Origin of the sequence: Mesorhizobium sp. M0615, assembly GCF_040320805.1 — a bacterium.
In the GTDB taxonomy this organism is placed as follows: domain Bacteria; phylum Pseudomonadota; class Alphaproteobacteria; order Rhizobiales; family Rhizobiaceae; genus Mesorhizobium.
This window is the reverse complement of the sequence record NZ_JAMYQI010000015.1, coordinates 1-15933: the sequence shown is the minus strand read 5'-3', so window position 1 is coordinate 15933 and position 15933 is coordinate 1. Positions and strand designations below refer to the sequence as shown.

The 15933-nt window shown below is 63.8% G+C and carries 16 protein-coding genes; 4 read left to right on the top strand and 12 right to left on the bottom strand.

Annotated elements, in window-relative coordinates; genetic code table 11:
* Positions 1–35: 35 nt before the first annotated feature.
* Positions 36–539: a glycosyltransferase gene (locus tag NKI46_RS24560; RefSeq protein WP_023830306.1), complete on the bottom strand. Its 504-nt coding sequence runs from the start codon at positions 537–539 to the stop codon at positions 36–38.
* Positions 540–689: 150 nt separating this feature from the next.
* Here NKI46_RS24560 and NKI46_RS24555 point away from each other — a divergent pair, with 150 nt between their 5' ends.
* Together NKI46_RS24555 and rnhB are read left to right on the top strand one after the other, a co-directional pair.
* Positions 690–1844 carry a PA0069 family radical SAM protein gene (locus NKI46_RS24555; protein ID WP_023684378.1) on the top strand — a complete coding sequence of 385 codons (1155 nt, stop codon included), beginning with the start codon at positions 690–692 and terminating at the stop codon, positions 1842–1844.
* A gap of 154 nt (positions 1845–1998) precedes the next feature.
* Positions 1999–2697 carry a ribonuclease HII gene (gene rnhB, locus NKI46_RS24550; RefSeq protein ID WP_023726390.1) on the top strand — a complete coding sequence of 233 codons (699 nt, stop codon included), beginning with the start codon at positions 1999–2001 and terminating at the stop codon, positions 2695–2697.
* A gap of 243 nt (positions 2698–2940) precedes the next feature.
* Here the strand turns inward: rnhB and NKI46_RS24545 are convergent, their stop codons facing one another.
* The 7 genes from NKI46_RS24545 to NKI46_RS24515 all read right to left on the bottom strand — a co-directional run bounded on the left by NKI46_RS24545 (position 2941) and on the right by NKI46_RS24515 (position 8527).
* Entirely contained in the window at positions 2941–3432 is a 492-nt protein-coding gene (locus NKI46_RS24545; RefSeq protein WP_023668483.1) for a F0F1 ATP synthase subunit B, read from the bottom strand.
* A gap of 10 nt (positions 3433–3442) precedes the next feature.
* Positions 3443–4042: a F0F1 ATP synthase subunit B gene (locus NKI46_RS24540; RefSeq protein ID WP_023668484.1), complete on the bottom strand. Its 600-nt coding sequence runs from the start codon at positions 4040–4042 to the stop codon at positions 3443–3445.
* A gap of 92 nt (positions 4043–4134) precedes the next feature.
* Positions 4135–4359 carry a F0F1 ATP synthase subunit C gene (locus tag NKI46_RS24535; protein ID WP_006206606.1) on the bottom strand — a complete coding sequence of 75 codons (225 nt, stop codon included), beginning with the start codon at positions 4357–4359 and terminating at the stop codon, positions 4135–4137.
* A 68-nt stretch (positions 4360–4427) separates the two neighbouring features.
* Positions 4428–5186 carry a F0F1 ATP synthase subunit A gene (locus NKI46_RS24530; RefSeq protein ID WP_023745505.1) on the bottom strand — a complete coding sequence of 253 codons (759 nt, stop codon included), beginning with the start codon at positions 5184–5186 and terminating at the stop codon, positions 4428–4430.
* A gap of 65 nt (positions 5187–5251) precedes the next feature.
* Positions 5252–5644 carry an AtpZ/AtpI family protein gene (locus NKI46_RS24525; protein ID WP_023668486.1) on the bottom strand — a complete coding sequence of 131 codons (393 nt, stop codon included), beginning with the start codon at positions 5642–5644 and terminating at the stop codon, positions 5252–5254.
* A gap of 265 nt (positions 5645–5909) precedes the next feature.
* Positions 5910–7094: a cell wall hydrolase gene (locus tag NKI46_RS24520; protein WP_023668487.1), complete on the bottom strand. Its 1185-nt coding sequence runs from the start codon at positions 7092–7094 to the stop codon at positions 5910–5912.
* 137 nt (positions 7095–7231) lie between these two features.
* Positions 7232–8527 carry an MFS transporter gene (locus NKI46_RS24515; protein ID WP_352748252.1) on the bottom strand — a complete coding sequence of 432 codons (1296 nt, stop codon included), beginning with the start codon at positions 8525–8527 and terminating at the stop codon, positions 7232–7234.
* Positions 8528–8644: 117 nt separating this feature from the next.
* Here NKI46_RS24515 and NKI46_RS24510 point away from each other — a divergent pair, with 117 nt between their 5' ends.
* Positions 8645–9553: a LysR substrate-binding domain-containing protein gene (locus NKI46_RS24510; RefSeq protein WP_023738457.1), complete on the top strand. Its 909-nt coding sequence runs from the start codon at positions 8645–8647 to the stop codon at positions 9551–9553.
* Positions 9554–9792: 239 nt separating this feature from the next.
* Here the strand turns inward: NKI46_RS24510 and der are convergent, their stop codons facing one another.
* The gene (gene der / locus NKI46_RS24505) at positions 9793–11223 is read right to left on the bottom strand and encodes a ribosome biogenesis GTPase Der (protein WP_023729305.1); all 1431 of its coding nucleotides are present in this window, start codon (positions 11221–11223) and stop codon (positions 9793–9795) included.
* A gap of 76 nt (positions 11224–11299) precedes the next feature.
* On the bottom strand, positions 11300–11962 hold the full coding sequence (locus NKI46_RS24500; protein WP_352748249.1) for a tetratricopeptide repeat protein: 663 nt from the start codon (positions 11960–11962) through the stop codon (positions 11300–11302).
* 193 nt (positions 11963–12155) lie between these two features.
* Here NKI46_RS24500 and NKI46_RS24495 point away from each other — a divergent pair, with 193 nt between their 5' ends.
* Positions 12156–13160, top strand: coding sequence for a polysaccharide deacetylase family protein (locus tag NKI46_RS24495; protein WP_352748246.1), 1005 nt, complete (start codon positions 12156–12158; stop codon positions 13158–13160).
* Between the two features lie 26 nt (positions 13161–13186).
* Here NKI46_RS24495 and sbmA read toward each other — a convergent pair whose 3' ends face one another.
* Together sbmA and NKI46_RS24485 are read right to left on the bottom strand one after the other, a co-directional pair.
* The gene (gene sbmA, locus NKI46_RS24490; protein ID WP_023668493.1) at positions 13187–14443 is read right to left on the bottom strand and encodes a peptide antibiotic transporter SbmA; all 1257 of its coding nucleotides are present in this window, start codon (positions 14441–14443) and stop codon (positions 13187–13189) included.
* Between the two features lie 115 nt (positions 14444–14558).
* Positions 14559–15674, bottom strand: a complete 1116-nt coding sequence (locus NKI46_RS24485) for a YbfB/YjiJ family MFS transporter (protein ID WP_352748346.1) — start codon at positions 15672–15674, stop codon at positions 14559–14561.
* Positions 15675–15933: the final 259 nt, after the last annotated feature.

The window sequence follows — 15933 nt, the reverse complement described above, 5'->3', positions numbered from 1 at the left end:
CCCTTCTCCCTGGGAACGGGGAGAAGGGAGAAACATCACTTCTTCGGCGCCAGCCAGATTTCGGCGTCGAGCCGCCTGGTGGCGAGACCGCGCGCAAGGGCTTCGGCGCTGTGCGCGTTCTTCGACAGGGCAGCGGCCTGGCGCTTGCTGATGACCAGCCCTTCGGCCAGCGCCCGGTTGCCCGAAAACACCCGTGACAGGAACGGCGTGCGGCTGCCGCGCGCACGGGAAAAGCGCGCCGGCATGGTTTGCCGCGCCGTGTGAGCGACGACGTCGTCGATCCAGCCGTCGGCCAGCCTTGCGCCCGGCTCGAGAAACAGCAGCCAGTCACCCTTCGCCTGCCTGATTCCCGCGCCGATGCCGCCGGCGACGAAATGGCAGCCGGCATGATCGGCAACCCGATGCGTCTGGTCGGTCGAGCCGGTGTCGCAGACGATGACATCGCGTACCACGCCCTCGACCGCGCCGCCGATCAATGAGGCGAGCGTGCGGGCAAGGCCTTCTTCGTCATCCCGGGTTTCGATGAGAACGCTGAGCATTTTTAGCCGAATAGCGGAAAGCCCGGCGCAGCGCCAGTTTTGCATGGTCCAACTAAAAAGTTCTTGCTTTGTTCTCATCAGCGAAATAGGATTATTTTCATGAACAGAGCGATTCGACAGCCAGCCGACAGTCCTTGGGAAAGGGCCAAAATGGAACATATCGTGCGTGCGGACATTGCTGCTTTCGGAGCAGGGCGAGCCGAGATGGCCAATGCGATGATCGAACAGAGCGGCATGCGCGTCCGTCCGGATCGCAACCGCGGCCGTTCCGCTGGCATCAACCCGTCCGGCCGGTTCGAGCCGGTCAGCCGGCATGTGTTCGACGACGGCTGGAATTCGCTGGAGGAATTGCCGCCGTTCAAGACCGAAGTGCAGGTCGAGAAGCCGCGCACCATCATCACCCGCAACGAATCGCCCGACATTTCCTTCGACCGCTCGATCAACCCCTATCGCGGCTGCGAGCATGGCTGCGTCTATTGTTTCGCCCGGCCGACGCATTCCTTCATGGGCCTGTCGCCTGGGCTGGATTTCGAAGCGAAGCTGTTTGCCAAGCCGGATGCGGCGCGGCTGCTCGACAAGGAACTGTCGAAGGATGGCTATCAGCCGCGCACCATCGCCATCGGCACCAACACCGATCCCTACCAGCCGATCGAGAAACAATACCGGATCATGCGCGAGATCCTCGAAGTGCTGGAGGCGCGCGGCCATCCGGTCGGCATCGTCACCAAATCCCATCTGGTGACGCGCGACATCGACATATTGTCGCGCATGGCCGAACGGGGCTTGGCCAAGGTGGCGTTGTCGGTGACGACGATGGACCGCATGCTGGCGCGCACCATGGAGCCACGCGCGTCGACGCCGACCAAGCGGCTTGAGGCAATCCGGCAGCTTTCCGATGCCGGCATCCCGGCCTCTGTCATGGTGGCGCCGATCATTCCCGGCCTGACCGACCAGGAGATGGAGCGTATCCTCGATTCGGCACGCGCCGCAGGCGCCCGCGAGGCCGGCTATGTCATCCTGCGCCTGCCGCTCGAGGTGGCGCCGATCTTCAAGGACTGGCTGCTGCGCCACTATCCCGACCGCTACCGGCACGTGATGTCGCTGATCCGTTCGATGCGCGACGGCAAGGACTATGATTCGGAATGGGGCAAGCGGATGAAAGGCGCCGGCCCCTATGCCTGGCAGATCGGCCGGCGCTTCGAGATCACGGCCAAGCGGCTCGGCCTCAACGCCGAGCGGCGCACGCTCCGAACCGACCAGTTTGTCGCCGCCGCCAAGGCGACCGAGCAGCTGATGCTGCTCTGAGAGTAGCGCCTGCCCTGCCCTCGTGGTTGGCAGGCGACCCAAGAATCCCGTCCGGCCTGTCCCCCGGCCTGCAGACGGTGCCCTCCCGGTCTTGCCCCACTCGACCCTGGAGGGACTTGCGGAGAATCGGAGCCGATGCGAACCTCGCCGCAACATGGCTCGCGCGCGTTCCGATTCTCCGCTTCTTTTCGAAATCGTCGAAAAGCCAGACTTCTCCTTCGAGACGAAGGCGATGGCTGAAGGCCTGTGGCCGGTGGCAGGCATGGACGAGGCCGGCCGCGGTCCGCTGGCCGGGCCGGTGGTGGCGGCGGCGGTGATCCTCGATCCCGCCAACATTCCCGACGGGCTAGACGATTCCAAACGGCTCAACCATTTGCAGCGCGAGGCGCTGTTCCTGAAAATCCTGGGGTCAGCGCTCGGCGTGTCGATGGCCTCGGTCAGCGCCGAAGGCATTGACGGCAGCAATATCCTCAAGGCCAGCCTGGAAGCCATGCGCCGCGCCCTTGCCGGCCTGCCGATCCAGGCGAAGCTGGCGCTGGCCGATGGCCGCGATGTGCCGCCGGGCCTCCTCTGCGAAGGCCGCGCGCTGATCAAGGGCGACCAGCGCTCGCAATCGATCGCCGCCGCCTCGATCGTCGCCAAGGTGATGCGCGACCGCATGATGTGCGGCTGCGGCAGCCACCACGAACGCTACGGGTTCGAAGTCCATATGGGCTACGCCACCGTGCGGCACCGCACCGCGATCGAAGCGCATGGTCCGGTGGCAAGGCTGCACCGGGCGTCATTCGCGCCGTTCAGGCTGGGTGGGGTTGAGGTGGTGGAAGAAGAAGGGTTTGTCGGGTTGGACAGCTAATCTCCCCCCTTGAGGGGGAGATGGCCGGCAGGCCAGAGGGGGTCGCGCGCGTGGAGCGCTAGCCCTTCTTCGCAGCAGAATGCGTCGCGCCCGGTCGAACGGACCCCCTCTGTCGCCTTTGGCGACATCTCCCCCTCGAGGGGGGAGATCAGGCGCACCACCGCCTTCGCCAATCTCCGTCGCCGCTCAACAAAAAAGCCGCCAGGTTGCCCGGGCGGCTTGATGTCAGCGAGTTATCCCCGCTCAGTTCAGCCTGGCCTTCACGTCCTGCAGCGCGGACTTGAAAAGATCCGCGCCGGCCTTGGCGTCGATCTTGCCGGCGAGCAGCGTGCGGGCCGCCTCGACGGCGATGTCGACGGCGCTGGCGCGCACTTCGGCGACGGCTTCGCGCTCTGCCTGGCCGATCTTCTGCTCGGCAAGCGCAGTGCGACGGGTGACATAGTCTTCGGTCTTCTTGTGCGCCTCGGCGGCAAGCATGTCGGCCTCGCGCTTGGCGGCAGCGACGATGGCTGCGGCCTCCTGCTCGGCTTCCTTGCGCTTCTTCTGGTATTGGCCGAGCAGTTGCTGGGCCTCTTCGCGCAGCCGGCGGGCTTCCGCAAGCTCGTCGCTGATCTTGGTCGCACGGGCGTCGAGCGACTTGGCGATCAGGCCTGGCACCTTGATGTAAACGGCAACGCCGAGGAAAATGACGAGGGCAACTGTTGCCCAAAGCGTTGCGAGAGATGTGGCGTCCATGATGTGCTCCTCACCGGGCCACGGATTTGACCGCAGCCGAGATCTCAGCCTTGCTCGTCTTGCCGCCGACAAGCGCATCGACGATGGCTGAAGCGGTGTCCTCGGCAATCGTGCCGACTTCCTTCATGGCGTTGGCCTTGATGGAAGCAATGCTGGCCTCGGCCTCGCCGAGCTTCTTGTCGAGGGCGGCCTCGACCTTCTTGCGGGCAGCCTCGGCTTCAGCCTTGGCAGCGTCGTTGGCCTGCTGGCCTATCGCGTTGGCCTTGGCCTTGGCTTCCGCAAGTTCCTGCTCGTAAGCGGCAACGGCGGCGTCGGCCTCGCCCTTCAGCCTGGCGGCCTGGTCGAGGTCCTGCGTGATGCGATCGCTGCGGACGTCGATGATGCCGCCAAGGCGCGGCATCACCACCTTCTTCAGGAACAGATAGAACAGCCCGAACGTGATCGCCAGCCACAGAAGCTGGGACGGAAACGTCGCCGGATCGAATGGCGGGAACGTGCCGTGCGCCTCGGCAGGCACGCCGGCGCCGGAATGCGTGCCGCCTTCCGTACCGGTATGGGCGCCTTCAGCGGCGGGTGCGGACTCTTGCGCAAACGCAGATGTCACGAACATGGACTATCCCCTGATATCAGGCATGGCCGCAGGAATGCGGCCAGCCAATTCTTCCCAATGCTCGTCCGACCGATAATTGGCCGAACAGGGGCTCAGCCGAACAGCGCGAGAAGCGCGATGAGAAGCGAGAAAATGCCCAGAGCTTCGGTCACGGCGAAGCCGAAAATCAGGCGGCCGAACTGGCCATCGGCGGCCGACGGATTGCGCAGGGCGCCCGCCAGGTAGCTGCCGAAGATGTTGCCGAGGCCAATGCCCGCGCCGCCCATGCCCAGGCAAGCGATACCGGCGCCGATGTACTTTGCTGCTTCTGCGTCCATTTTAAACTCCTTTGGATCTGTAATTCCGTTGCAATTCCATCCGGCGAAAGATGCCGGAAATTCTAAGGTCAGTGCCCGGGATGCAGGGCGTCGTTCAGATACATGCAGGTCAGCACCGCAAAGACGTAGGCCTGCAGGAAAGCGACCAGCAATTCCAGCGCGGTCAGCGCGACTGCCATGGCCAGCGGCAACACCGAACCGGCAACGCCGACGGCGCCGAGCGCGCTCAGGCTGACGACGAAGCCCGAAAACACCTTCAGGGTGATGTGGCCGGCCAGCATGTTGGCGAACAGACGAACCGAGAGGCTGACCGGGCGCGACACGAAGGAGATCACCTCGATCAGCACCACCAGCGGTAACAGGAACACCGGAACGCCGTGCGGCACGAAGAGCTTGAGGAAGCCCAGACCGTGCTTCGTGAAGCCGTAGACAACGACGGTTCCGATCACCAGGGCTGCGAGGCCGAAGGTGACGATGATGTGGCTGGTGACGGTGAAGAAGTAAGGGAAAAGGCCAAGCAGGTTGGCGACCAGCACGAACATGAACAGCGAGAACACGAAGGGGAAGAACTTCATGCCCTGCGTTCCGGCGGCGTCGCGCAGCATGTTGGAGACGAACTCATAGCCCATTTCCGAAACCGACTGCAGGCGCCCGGGAACAAGGCTGCGGCTGGAGGTCGAGAGGTACAGAAACGCCGATGCGACGAGCACGGTCGCGACCATGAACAGAGCCGAATTGGTGAAGGACAGGTCATAGCCGCCGATATTGATCGGAATCAGCTTGACGATATGGAACTGGTGGATCGGATCGACCTTGTCAGCAGCCATTTACATCCCCGTCAAAACCGCGAGCGGCCTTAAGTGTCCTTGTGCGCCATTGGCGGCGCGCCATTTCATTCTTTCGGATCGTGCGACTTCTCGCTTTTTCCGAATTCCGCCACAACACCTGACGAACGCAGGACATTGAGCACGCCGGCGCCAAAGCCCAGCAACAAGCCGACGACCAGACCCCATGGCGAGGTTCCCGCCACGCGATCCAGAAACCAGCCAAGGCCCACACCCACCACTATCCCGGCGATGAACTCGCTGGACAGCTTGAGCGCCTGGCCATATCCGGCCGTCGCCTTCGCGCCGTCATTCCCCTCGAGCTGATCCGGCCGTCTTGTCGCAAGCGATGCTCCAAGCTCACGCCGGCGGCGTTCGAGATCTTCGTCGCGGATGTCGGCCTCGTGCTTGCTGCCGCGGCCGGTTTCTCCGGTTCCGTCTGGCCCGTTCTTGTCGGCCATCGTAACCCCCCTGCCCGGTCAGACCGTCACCGTCCGTCCGCTTCTAAAGTCGCCGGCAACATAGTTAGAGGCTTTGCGCCCGTCAAGCCACGGGCGGGACTTCAAAGCCATGTATTTTTTCTATTGGAATCAATCACTTGGCGAGGTGCGACATCGTGCCCGGCACTATCGGGTCGGCACATGCCCCGAATCCGTCCGGCGACCGTTGTCCGATTTCGGCTTCCAGGGCCTTTGCGGTTCGTTTGCGACAGGCAAGCCGAAGGGCTCAGCTCCAGCCGCCGCCATAGGTGCGGTAGAAGATATGCAGGCCGATCTTGGTCATCTTCTGCATCGTGCGCGCCCAGCCCGGATGGACGTAGTTGGCGTAGTAGTGGGTCGATGAGCCGACTTCGGGAATGAATATCTTGCCGGCGGTGACCGCCATCGCGACGTCCTGCGCGGTCTTGTAATGGGCGGGGCTCTCGATGCGCTTCTTGCGGCCGTCGCAGGCGAAGGAGAACTGGCAGCGGTTCAGCCAGTTGTCGTTCTGGTAGACGACGCCGCAAATCGAGTTCGGATAGGCCGGATTGCGGACGCGGTTGAGAATGACCTGCGCGACGGCGGCCTGGCCGCGCACGGATTCGCCGCGCGCCTCGAAATAGATGCCGTTGGCGAGGCAGGCCTGCTCCTTCGTGGAGAAGACGCTGGCCGGCAGCGGGTTCTGGATCCACGAGTGGTCACCCTTGGCCATCGGCGGAATGAAGCGCCCGCTGCTCGGCTCCTCGTCCTGCAGCAGCGCTTCGAAGGGTGAGGCCTTGGCGTAATCGGGTTCGGCCTGGGCATAGGCGGTGGCCAGCACGTCCGGTCTGTCATTGTTGACCAACGCGGCAAGCATGGCCGGCACGCCGGGATCGGGCTTCTTGTCCACGTTGGTGTGGAAGGCCTGGGCGATCTGGATTTCCTTGCCCTTGATGCCGGGCTTGGCGAAGGCGAGCTTCAGGCCGCTGTCCATACTCGGCCGCAGCAGCGAGGACGTGCGCTGAAAGATCGAGCCGGCATTGAAGTTCTTCGGCGGCGCCACCGGCGAGACCTGGATGATGCGGCCCTTCTTGTCGGCGCGCATGATGCGGTCCTCGTCGGGCGTGATGCCGGCGACATTGCCCTTGCCGCGAAACGAGACCTTGCCGACGCCGGGCAGGCGCACGCCCGAACCCGAGAGCGAACCGGTGGTGACGGAATCGATGAAAGGCATTTCGGCGGCATGAACCGAGCCGGCGACGGAGCGCTCGACATAAGAGTTCCAGCGGGTGCCCGAGGCTTCGAGGCCGGAAATCAAGCTGCCCATGTCCTGGTAGGCGACGACAGTTGGAAAGCCGATCCAGATGCCGAGCCCGATGACCAATGGCGATACGAAGGAACGTTTTTTCTCACCGGCGGCGGCGGCCAGCCGCTTCAGGACACGTCGATGCACGGGGAACTCTCCAGAAACGCCACTGAGCCACTGGAGAGCCAAAGTGAAGCATTAACCTTGATGCGGGGTTAACGCGGTTGATCGTGTTTTTCCGAAGCGGCCCGAAATGGGACGCCGCTTGCAGGCCGGCCAACCCGTCAGTTCGGCCGCAGGAAAATTGGCCATGCAATCATGGCGCAGAGCGCGCCCACCAGCCAGACGCCAGGCCACGACCAGATGAGCAGCAAAGCCGGAATGGCGGTCGGCACCATGAAGAAGGCGATGAAGACGAAGCTGTTGGCAAGACCGAGCGCGGTTCCGGCGCGGCTGGCGCCGGCAAGCGTGGCGAGTTCGGTGTAGGCGACGCCATGCCAGGCGGAGACCGAAATGCCGGCAACGACCAGCAGCACGTCGATCGCCGGGATCAACGCGGCATGGGCGTCTGGCGTGGCTCCTGCCGCCAGGACCAGCAGGCCGACGGCCGCGAAGCCAAGCGCGCTCGTCATGCTGCAGAGGCGCAGGAACCAGCGGCGGTTGCCGTTGCGGTCGGTGTAGCGGCCGCTCCAGACGCGCATCACCATCGCGCCGGTCTGCACTGCGGCAAGGCTGGCGCTGATCGTGAGCGTGGCCATGCCGGCGAAATCGTGCAGGAAGACGGAGGCGAAGGTGAGCACCGCCACTTGCGGAAAGCAGAGCAGGCCGATGGCGGTGGCGATGCGCCAGACCTCGACGTTGCGCAGCGGCGCCGGACCGCCCGACTTTGCCATGGCCATGCTGCCGGTATTGTCCAGTTCCGGCGGCTGGTGCAGCCATCGCCAGGCAAACAGCGCAGAGACGGCGTTCATGGCGGCCAGCAGCCCGAAGACCGCCGCGAAACCGTGCACCGATGCCAGCGACGGCAGGACCAGCGCGCCGAGCCCGCCGCCGAGCGGCACCGCGGTCTGCCTGATGCTCATGGCAAAGCCACGTTCGCCTTCGTGGAACCAGGCCATGATGGCGCGGCCGCTGGAACCGTTGACGCTGCCGCCGAGCAGGCCGGTGACCAGAAGGCATGCGGCCAGCATTGCGACGCCAGGCACATAGGTCACTGAGGGCACGATGAACAACGCCATCAGGGCGAGCCACGCCGCGGTCGCACCAAGGCCGGTCAATAGCACGCCGCGATCGCCCCAGCGGTCGGTGAGCAGACCCCAGGGCAGTTCGCTCAAGGCAACGCCCAGTCCGAGAAGACCGAGGACCAGGCCGAGATTGCCATTGCTCAAGTGATAGCCCGACCGCAGAAACACCGCCGCCGCCGGTATGCCGGCGAAGGTGGCGGAGAAACTGGCATTGGCGGCAACGCCGATGCCAAGCACCTTCCAGCGATGATTGGCGCGAAATCGTTCAGCCTTCGACGTGACGGCGGCGGCTCGGCCAACCCGGCCTGGCTCACAATTTGCGTCGGCAATCGACATGGCGGGACTCCTGTTGATGCCCTTTCGGGACCTTGACGCCTCGTCTTTACCGCCATAACCTCATCCCGAATATCGGGAAGTTTTTGACAATTGTTCCCGAAAAACAGGATCGTTGTGATGCGCCGCGTAACCTTCGACCTCGATGTCCTCCGAAGCTTCGTCACCGGCATGGAACTCGGCAGCTTCGCCAAGGCCGCCGACCGGCTTGGACGCTCGACCTCGGCGGTGAGCGCGCAACTGAAGAAGTTGGAGGACCAGGCGGCGACGCCGATCTTCCGCAAGTCGGGCCGCGGACTGGCGTTGACCGAAGCCGGCGAAACCATGCTCGGCTATGCCAGGCGGCTGCTCGAGTTGAACGACGAAGCGGCCTCGGCCATCCACGACGTGGAACTGGAAGGCTGGGTCAGGCTCGGCCTGCAGGAGGATTTCGGCGAGGCGGTGCTGCCGGAGGTGCTCGGACGCTTCGCCCGCGCGCACCCCAAGGTCAAGATCGAGGCGCGGATCGGGCGCAGCTATGAACTCGCCGAGCGGATCACATCAGGCAATCTCGACATTGCGCTGGCCTGGGACAGCGGCCAGGCGCTGCCTTACAGCCGGCATGTCGGCGACGCGCAATTGCGCTGGATCGGGCCGGCAAAGCTGATCGAGACCAGGCTACGCGAGGGCGAGGCACTGCCGCTGGTGGCGCTGGAAGCGCCATGCCTGCTGCGCACAGTGACGACGGAAACGCTCGACCGCGCCGGCCTGCCATGGCGGATGGCCTTCTCCAGCCCCAGCCTTGGCGGCATCTGGGCGGCGGTCGCCGCCGGCCTCGGCCTGACCATCCGCACGGATATCGGCCTGCCGGCCAATGTCAGGACGATGGCACCGCAAACGTTGGGCTTACCCGCGCTGCCAACCATGGCGCTGGTGATGCACCAGAAAGACGCCGAACTGGACCCGGTGGCGACGCGGCTGGCGGATATTTTGTGGCAGGCGGCGGTGGCGGCGCTGCCGCAGGACGAGCGGTTGAGAGAGGTCGCTTAGACGCGGTGATCACCCGGTGTCGCGTTCCGTCACACCCCCCTCTGTCCTGCCGGACATCTCCCCCTCAAGGGCCCTCAAGGGGGGAGATTGCTGTCATCAACGCTTTCGCCAATTTTTGATCTTGCAAGGTGAGAACGGCCGCAGCGGCTGCTGATCTCCCCCCTTGAGGGGTATGCCCGGCAGGGCAGAGGGGGGTGCTGCCCCGCCAATCTTGCGGAGAATTTCGCAACCGTCACCGCTCACTTGCGCTTGTTCGCTCTCCCCGCGAACGGGTTGTCCGAAGTCCGCAGCGCTATCCTGATCGGCACGCCGGGCATGTCGAAGGCTTCGCGCAGGCTGTTGGAGAGGTAGCGGACATAGGATTGCGGCATCGCGTCGGGCCGCGAGCACTGGACGACGAAACCCGGCGGCCGGGTCTTGGCCTGGGTGACATATTTGACCTTGAGCCGGCGGCCGGCGACAGCGGGCGGCGGGTGATGCGCCAGAATGCTTTCCAGCCAGCGGTTGAGCTTGCCGGTGGAAACGCGGCTGTTCCACACCTTGTGCGTCTTGATGACGGCATCCATCAGCTTGTCGAGGCCGCGCCCGGTCTCGGCCGAAACGGTCACCGCCTGGATGCCGCGCACCTGCGGCAAAAGCCGTGTGGTCTTTTCGCGCAACTCGGCCAGCAGTTCCTGCGGATTGTCGATCAGGTCCCATTTGTTGAAGGCGATGACCGGCGCCCTGCCCTCCCGGATGATCAGGTCGGCGATCTGCAAATCCTGCTTCTCGAAAGGGATGGTGGCGTCGAGCACGATGATGACGATCTCGGCAAAGCGGATGGCGCGCAAGCCGTCCTGCACCGACATCACTTCCAGCTTCTCGTGGATCCTGGCCTTGCGGCGCATGCCGGCAGTGTCGAACAGTTTTAGCCGGCGGCCATGCCAGTCCCAGTCGACGGAGATGGAATCGCGGGTGATGCCGGCTTCCGGGCCGGTCAGCAGCCGCTCCTCGCCGATCAACGCGTTGATCAGCGTCGACTTGCCGGCATTGGGCCGGCCGACGACGGCGATGCGCATCGGCTTGGTGTCGTCATAGGCGGGTTCGGCGTCGGGATCGGTGATGTCCTCGCCGATCAGCACCTCGCTGGCGGCGACGTCCTCGGCCTCGTCTTCTTCCTCGCCGAAGGCGCGGTCTTTGCCCAGCGCCTCGATCACCGCGTCGCGCAGATCGGGCATGCCCTGGCCGTGCTCGGCCGAGACCGGGATCGGCTCGCCCAAGCCCAGTTCCCAGGCTTCCAGCATGCCGCCCTGGGCGCCCTTGGCCTCGGCCTTGTTGGCGACCAGCACGACCGGCTTGCCGGACTTGCGCACGATCTCGGCAAAGGTGCGGTCGTCGGGCAAAAGCCCGGACTTGGCGTCGATGGTGAAGAAGATCAGGTCGGCTTCGCGGATCGCGATCTCGGTCTGCGCGCGCATGCGGCCGGGCAGCGTCGAGGCGGCGGCGTCTTCGAAACCGGCGGTGTCGATGACATCGAAATGCAGATCGTAGAGTTTGGCCGCGTGGACGCGACGGTCGCGGGTGACGCCCGGCGTGTCGTCGACAAGCGCCAGCTTCCGTCCCACCAATCGGTTGAAAAGCGTCGATTTGCCGACATTGGGCCGGCCGATAATGGCGACTTTGAAGCTCATCCGGCTATCCATATCATCGCCCAAACCGCAGCGCGCCCTTGGGTCAGGCCCGAGGGCAGGCTTTGGGCGATGCGTATCATGACGCGCCCGAGCCGCGGATCAATTCCGACATCAGCGTCGCCCGCTGGCGCGCGTTGCGCGGGGCGCCGTCATCGGCGGCGATCTGGTCGAACAGTTTCAGCGCATCCTGGGTCTTGCCTTCCTTCCAGGCGGCAAGGCCGAGCGCTTCGCGCGCTGTGTGGCGCAGCGTGTTGTTGTCGGCGGTCAGCGCCTCGACGCGGCTGGAGACGTCGGCGAAGGAGCCGTGATCGACGAGCAGCAGGGCGGCCCGCAGGCGCGCCATGTCGCGAATGCCCTGGGGAATGGCGTTGTCGGCGGCGACGCCATCGAAATCGGCGACGGCGGCGGCAAAGTCGCCCTTGTCGGCCTTGACGGTTGCCGCGCGCATGCGGGCGAGCAGCGGATAGGCGCCGTAGCCATCCTTATCCAGCTGTTCGAGGGCGGTCAGCGCCTCGTCGCTCTTGCCGTCATTGGCAAGCTTCAGCGCCTGCGAGAAGGCATCGCCGGAGCGGTTGGCGCGGGTCTCGTCCCAATAGCGGTAGCCGACGAAGGCGGCGGTGCCAAGCACCACCAGGATGGCGAGGCCAAGGATCGCCGGACCAAAGCGGTCCCATAGCGCCTGCGCCTGCTCGCGACGGATCTCGTCGTTGACTTCGCGGATAAAACTGTCGTCGGACATCAATCAAAACCATTGCTGCCCTAACAGGGGCGCTTCTTGAGCCCGCGTTTTAGCGAAATTTCGCGGGCATGGAAGGGGCTCGGCAGGAAAATCGGCTAATCGCCGGGCGCATAGCTGCCGACGTTGATCGCACCCACGCCACATTTTGCCGATAGCCGGCTTGGACTGCCTCCAGATCAAGCCCAGATTGCCGATGCCACGTTTGTCCCGCGTTGTTGCGTTTTCCTCAGCCGTGCTTGCCATGGCTGGTGCGGCTTTCGCCGACCCGCCGGCGCCGCCTGCCCCGGCAAAGCCGAAGCAGATCGTCATCATCTCGTTCGATAGCGCCCGGGAGATCTCGCAATGGCAGCGCAGCCGGGCGCTGGCCAAGCGCACCGGCGCGCATTTCACCTACTTTTTGTCCTGCGTCTTCCTGCTGTCGCCGCAGACGCGGGCCGACTACACAGCTCCGGCCAAGTCCGCGGGCAAATCCAACATCGGCTTTGCCGCTTCGAAGCAGGACGTCGCCGATCGGCTCGATCAGATCGGGCTCGCCGCTTCGGAAGGCCACGACATCGCCAGCCATGGCTGCGGCCATTTCGACGGCAAGGACTGGAGCAAGGCCGACTGGCTGAAGGAATTCGCCTCGTTCGAGCGCATTCTGGAAAACGCCTATGCGATCAACGGTATTGAACCCGAGCCCAAGGGATGGCGCGATATTGCCCATGCCGTTGTCGGCTTTCGCGCGCCGTACCTCTCGACCAGCAAAGGGCTCTATGAGGCCCTGCCTGAAGCCGGCTACCACTATGATGCCAGCGGCGTTTCGAAAGGCCCGGTCGAGCCGCCGACCGGCGGCGGCTTGACCCGCTTTTCGCTGCCGCAGATCCCGGAAGGCCCTGATGGTAGGCTGGTGATCGCCATGGACTACAATCTCTATGTCAGGCATTCCGGCGGCTTCGAGCGGCCGAGCCAGGCAGCCGAGTTCAGCGATCGGACCTACCAGGCCTTCCGCGCCGCCTTCGACAGGCAATATCAGGGCAAGCGCATCCCGCTGGTGCTCAGCTTCCACTTCACGCCGATGAACAACGGCGCCTACTGGGACGCGCTGGAGCGCTTTGCCGGCGAAAACTGCGTCAAATCAGATGTCGAGTGCATCAGTTTTCGCGATTATGTGCAGCGGCAACGTGGTAGCGAGAGGCAGGCGGCGGTGGGCGGCTGAGCCGCCAACCGTCTATGCAGATAGGATCAAGCCGGGTCGGGTTCCTTTGCCTGGCGCGCGAGGAAACGACGATCGATATCGGGAAGCGGCTCGCCGTGGATAATTGCCTCGAAGGCACGCAGGCGCTTGTAAATGGACAGAAGCTCGACAATCGTTGTCCACGCATTGACGAGATATTGGAACGAGGAGCGCACTTGCCCGAAGGCATCGAGAATTCGGTTCAATAGACCCAAACTGATTTTGGCGGCCACCATCGTTGGGACCAATACTATATAAGGGAATATATTATCTATCTGAAGATAGAATATGCGAGCCACATTGAAATACATGTAGTGGAAGTAAAGCCTAAAGTAATTTCGCCGCACGTTGTTAAATAGTTCGGCGACAGTGGGCGGCCGAGCACGATTCGGATCATCTTCACCATAAACAAGTTCTTTTCGATAGGCAGCCTCGACGCGCTGGTTACGGAATTCGAGGCCTGGCAACTTGATGCCGACGAGCGCCAAGAAAGTAGTCCCAAAAATCGACCAAACAATCGCTACCACCACTAGGGAGTAAGGGACCTCTCCGACGATTGGCAATTCAGTTACATTTTTCGACAGAACGAGGAGAACGGGCAAGAATGCGATCAGCGTCATTACCGAGCGGACCAAATTCACACCGAGTGCTTCCATCGTCGTGGAAAAGCGCATGGTGTCGTCCTGGACACGCTGCGACGCTCCTTCGATAGTGCGAAGCCTGTCCCAATAGAACATGTAGTATTCATTCATCGCCGTGCGCCAGCGGAAGATCCAATGGCTCACAAAAAATAGGTTAAGGACACCCACGGCAACGGCCAATCCAGCGACCCAGGAGATGGTCAGCAGTTGGCTGTAGAAATCCCACGGCGTTGTCGAATACGCCTTGCCGAGCGCCCGCTGTATGAGATCGTAGAACGGTCCGTACCAAGCGTTAAAGGCTACATCCACTTGAACCTGGAAATAGATCACGAAGAGAATGAGCGCGGACCCAAGGATCGACCAGTTCTGCCAAGGATGGGGTGAATACCACCTCCAAAAGCCAGCGAAAAGCGCTACGCCCGTGCCGTAGTATAGGTAGAACCAGACGAACGGGTCAGACCAAAAGACTTCAACGCCAACGGGCGTGTCGGCTGCCACCGGAGCAAGCCCAATCAGGGTACCCAGCTCTTGGCCGCCGAAAAACCAAATTATGATGAGCAAAAGGCTCCAGACGGCGGCCGAGGTGAAAAACAGCTTCGGCTGCGGGAAGAAGGATACGAACACTGTGGTGAAATCCTCGGTCGGTGCGCAAATCAGCGGGGTTCAGCGGGCATAAAGTCACACATTAGGTGGAAAGCAAATGCCCGTACCCGATGCCCGGCATCGAGCAAGACCACAATCATGGCGATTTTGGCGCGGCCGACCAGGTGATCCCAGCAGATACCAGCAATACGCCAGCAGCGACGATCGAGGCCAGGAAGAAGTTGCCCGAGGCTTGCGCCAGCAGTCCGGCGACGATCGGGCCGACGATCTGGCCGATGCCGAAGGAAGCGGTCATCAGCGCAAAAATCCGGCGCGGCGCCTCCGGCACGAGCTGCCTTGCCGTCTGCAGGCCGAGCGCGGTGATGGCGATGAAGGTGCCGCCGAGCAGGACGCCCGCCAGCAGCGGCCCGGCGGTGCCGCCGATGGCGACGCTGGCGGTGACGCCGACCACCTCGACCAGGCAGCCCACGGCATAGGCGGTATAAAGCCCGATCCGTGCCGCTACCTTCTGCCACAGCCAGACCGAGGGAAAGCCGGCAAGGCCGGTGACCATCCAGACGCTTGCCTCGAAGACGCGGCCGCCGCCGCCCTGGCGCACGATGGCGACCAGGAAGGTCGCCGTCACCACATAGCCGAAGCCGAACAGGCCGTAGGCAACGATGACTTTTGCCAACGACCGGTCCCTCGGCAGTGCCGGTTCGCGGTCGGCCACGCCGCGGCCAGGTGCGGTGCTGCCGGCGAGCAAGGCGACCATCGCAAGGCCGCCGGCGGAAATCGCTGCCGACCACAGCCAGCCCGAAGCCCAGCCGGCATGTTCGGTGACCAGAACCGCCATCAGCGCTGAGGATGCCGCGATGCCGAGGCCGACGCCGCCGAAATGCAGCGCCTGCAGGTCGCTTCTGTTGGCGGCTGCCAGGTGACCGAAGACGATCGAGGCCATGAACACCATGACGAAGGCGCTGGCGAGACCGGCAAGGAAGCGGATGAGGATGAAGGCCGTCATCGTTTCGGTCAGTCCCATCAGGGCGGCGAGCGCAGCACTGGCGGCAAGGCCGCCAAACATCAGCAGCCGCTCGCGCCCATGCGCCCAGCCGCCGGCCGCCGCAAGCGCGCCGACGAGGTAGCCGAGGTAGTTGGCCGACGCGATCCAGCCGGCATCGGCCGGCGACAGATGCAGTTCTTCCATCATTCCGGGCAGGATCGGCGTGTAGACGAAACGGCCAATGCCCATGGCGACGGCCATGGCGATCATGCCAGCGAGAGAAAGGCGTAAGGGCGCGGCGTTCATTGCGGCGCACAATAAGGGTGCGGACCGATCAGACCAATCCACTTGCGTTGGGCCAGACTTGGCGGCGCGACAGTGGCCGTTGGCGTGAATGTGCCGAGGCGCGAGGGCCACTTGGCGTCGCGCCGCCCCGCCTGCCGGTGTCCAGCCGATAGATGGGTAACACTTTGAACCGGATACATAGGTGACACTTCTCTCCCCCTATGCGTCCGCCGCAGCGCCAAGC

Excerpts from the sequence above, each read along its gene's own strand:
- NKI46_RS24560 (WP_023830306.1), bottom strand. The coding sequence starts at position 539 with ATGCTCAGCGTTCTCATCGAAACCCGGGATGACGAAGAAGGCCTTGCC.
- NKI46_RS24555 (WP_023684378.1), top strand. The coding sequence starts at position 690 with ATGGAACATATCGTGCGTGCGGACATTGCTGCTTTCGGAGCAGGGCGA.
- rnhB (WP_023726390.1), top strand. The coding sequence starts at position 1,999 with ATGGCTCGCGCGCGTTCCGATTCTCCGCTTCTTTTCGAAATCGTCGAA.
- NKI46_RS24545 (WP_023668483.1), bottom strand. The coding sequence starts at position 3,432 with ATGGACGCCACATCTCTCGCAACGCTTTGGGCAACAGTTGCCCTCGTC.
- NKI46_RS24540 (WP_023668484.1), bottom strand. The coding sequence starts at position 4,042 with ATGTTCGTGACATCTGCGTTTGCGCAAGAGTCCGCACCCGCCGCTGAA.
- NKI46_RS24535 (WP_006206606.1), bottom strand. The coding sequence starts at position 4,359 with ATGGACGCAGAAGCAGCAAAGTACATCGGCGCCGGTATCGCTTGCCTG.
- NKI46_RS24530 (WP_023745505.1), bottom strand. The coding sequence starts at position 5,186 with ATGGCTGCTGACAAGGTCGATCCGATCCACCAGTTCCATATCGTCAAG.
- NKI46_RS24525 (WP_023668486.1), bottom strand. The coding sequence starts at position 5,644 with ATGGCCGACAAGAACGGGCCAGACGGAACCGGAGAAACCGGCCGCGGC.
- NKI46_RS24515 (WP_352748252.1), bottom strand. The coding sequence starts at position 8,527 with ATGTCGATTGCCGACGCAAATTGTGAGCCAGGCCGGGTTGGCCGAGCC.
- NKI46_RS24510 (WP_023738457.1), top strand. The coding sequence starts at position 8,645 with ATGCGCCGCGTAACCTTCGACCTCGATGTCCTCCGAAGCTTCGTCACC.
- der (WP_023729305.1), bottom strand. The coding sequence starts at position 11,223 with ATGAGCTTCAAAGTCGCCATTATCGGCCGGCCCAATGTCGGCAAATCG.
- NKI46_RS24500 (WP_352748249.1), bottom strand. The coding sequence starts at position 11,962 with ATGTCCGACGACAGTTTTATCCGCGAAGTCAACGACGAGATCCGTCGC.
- NKI46_RS24495 (WP_352748246.1), top strand. The coding sequence starts at position 12,156 with ATGCCACGTTTGTCCCGCGTTGTTGCGTTTTCCTCAGCCGTGCTTGCC.
- NKI46_RS24485 (WP_352748346.1), bottom strand. The coding sequence starts at position 15,674 with ATGATCGCCATGGCCGTCGCCATGGGCATTGGCCGTTTCGTCTACACG.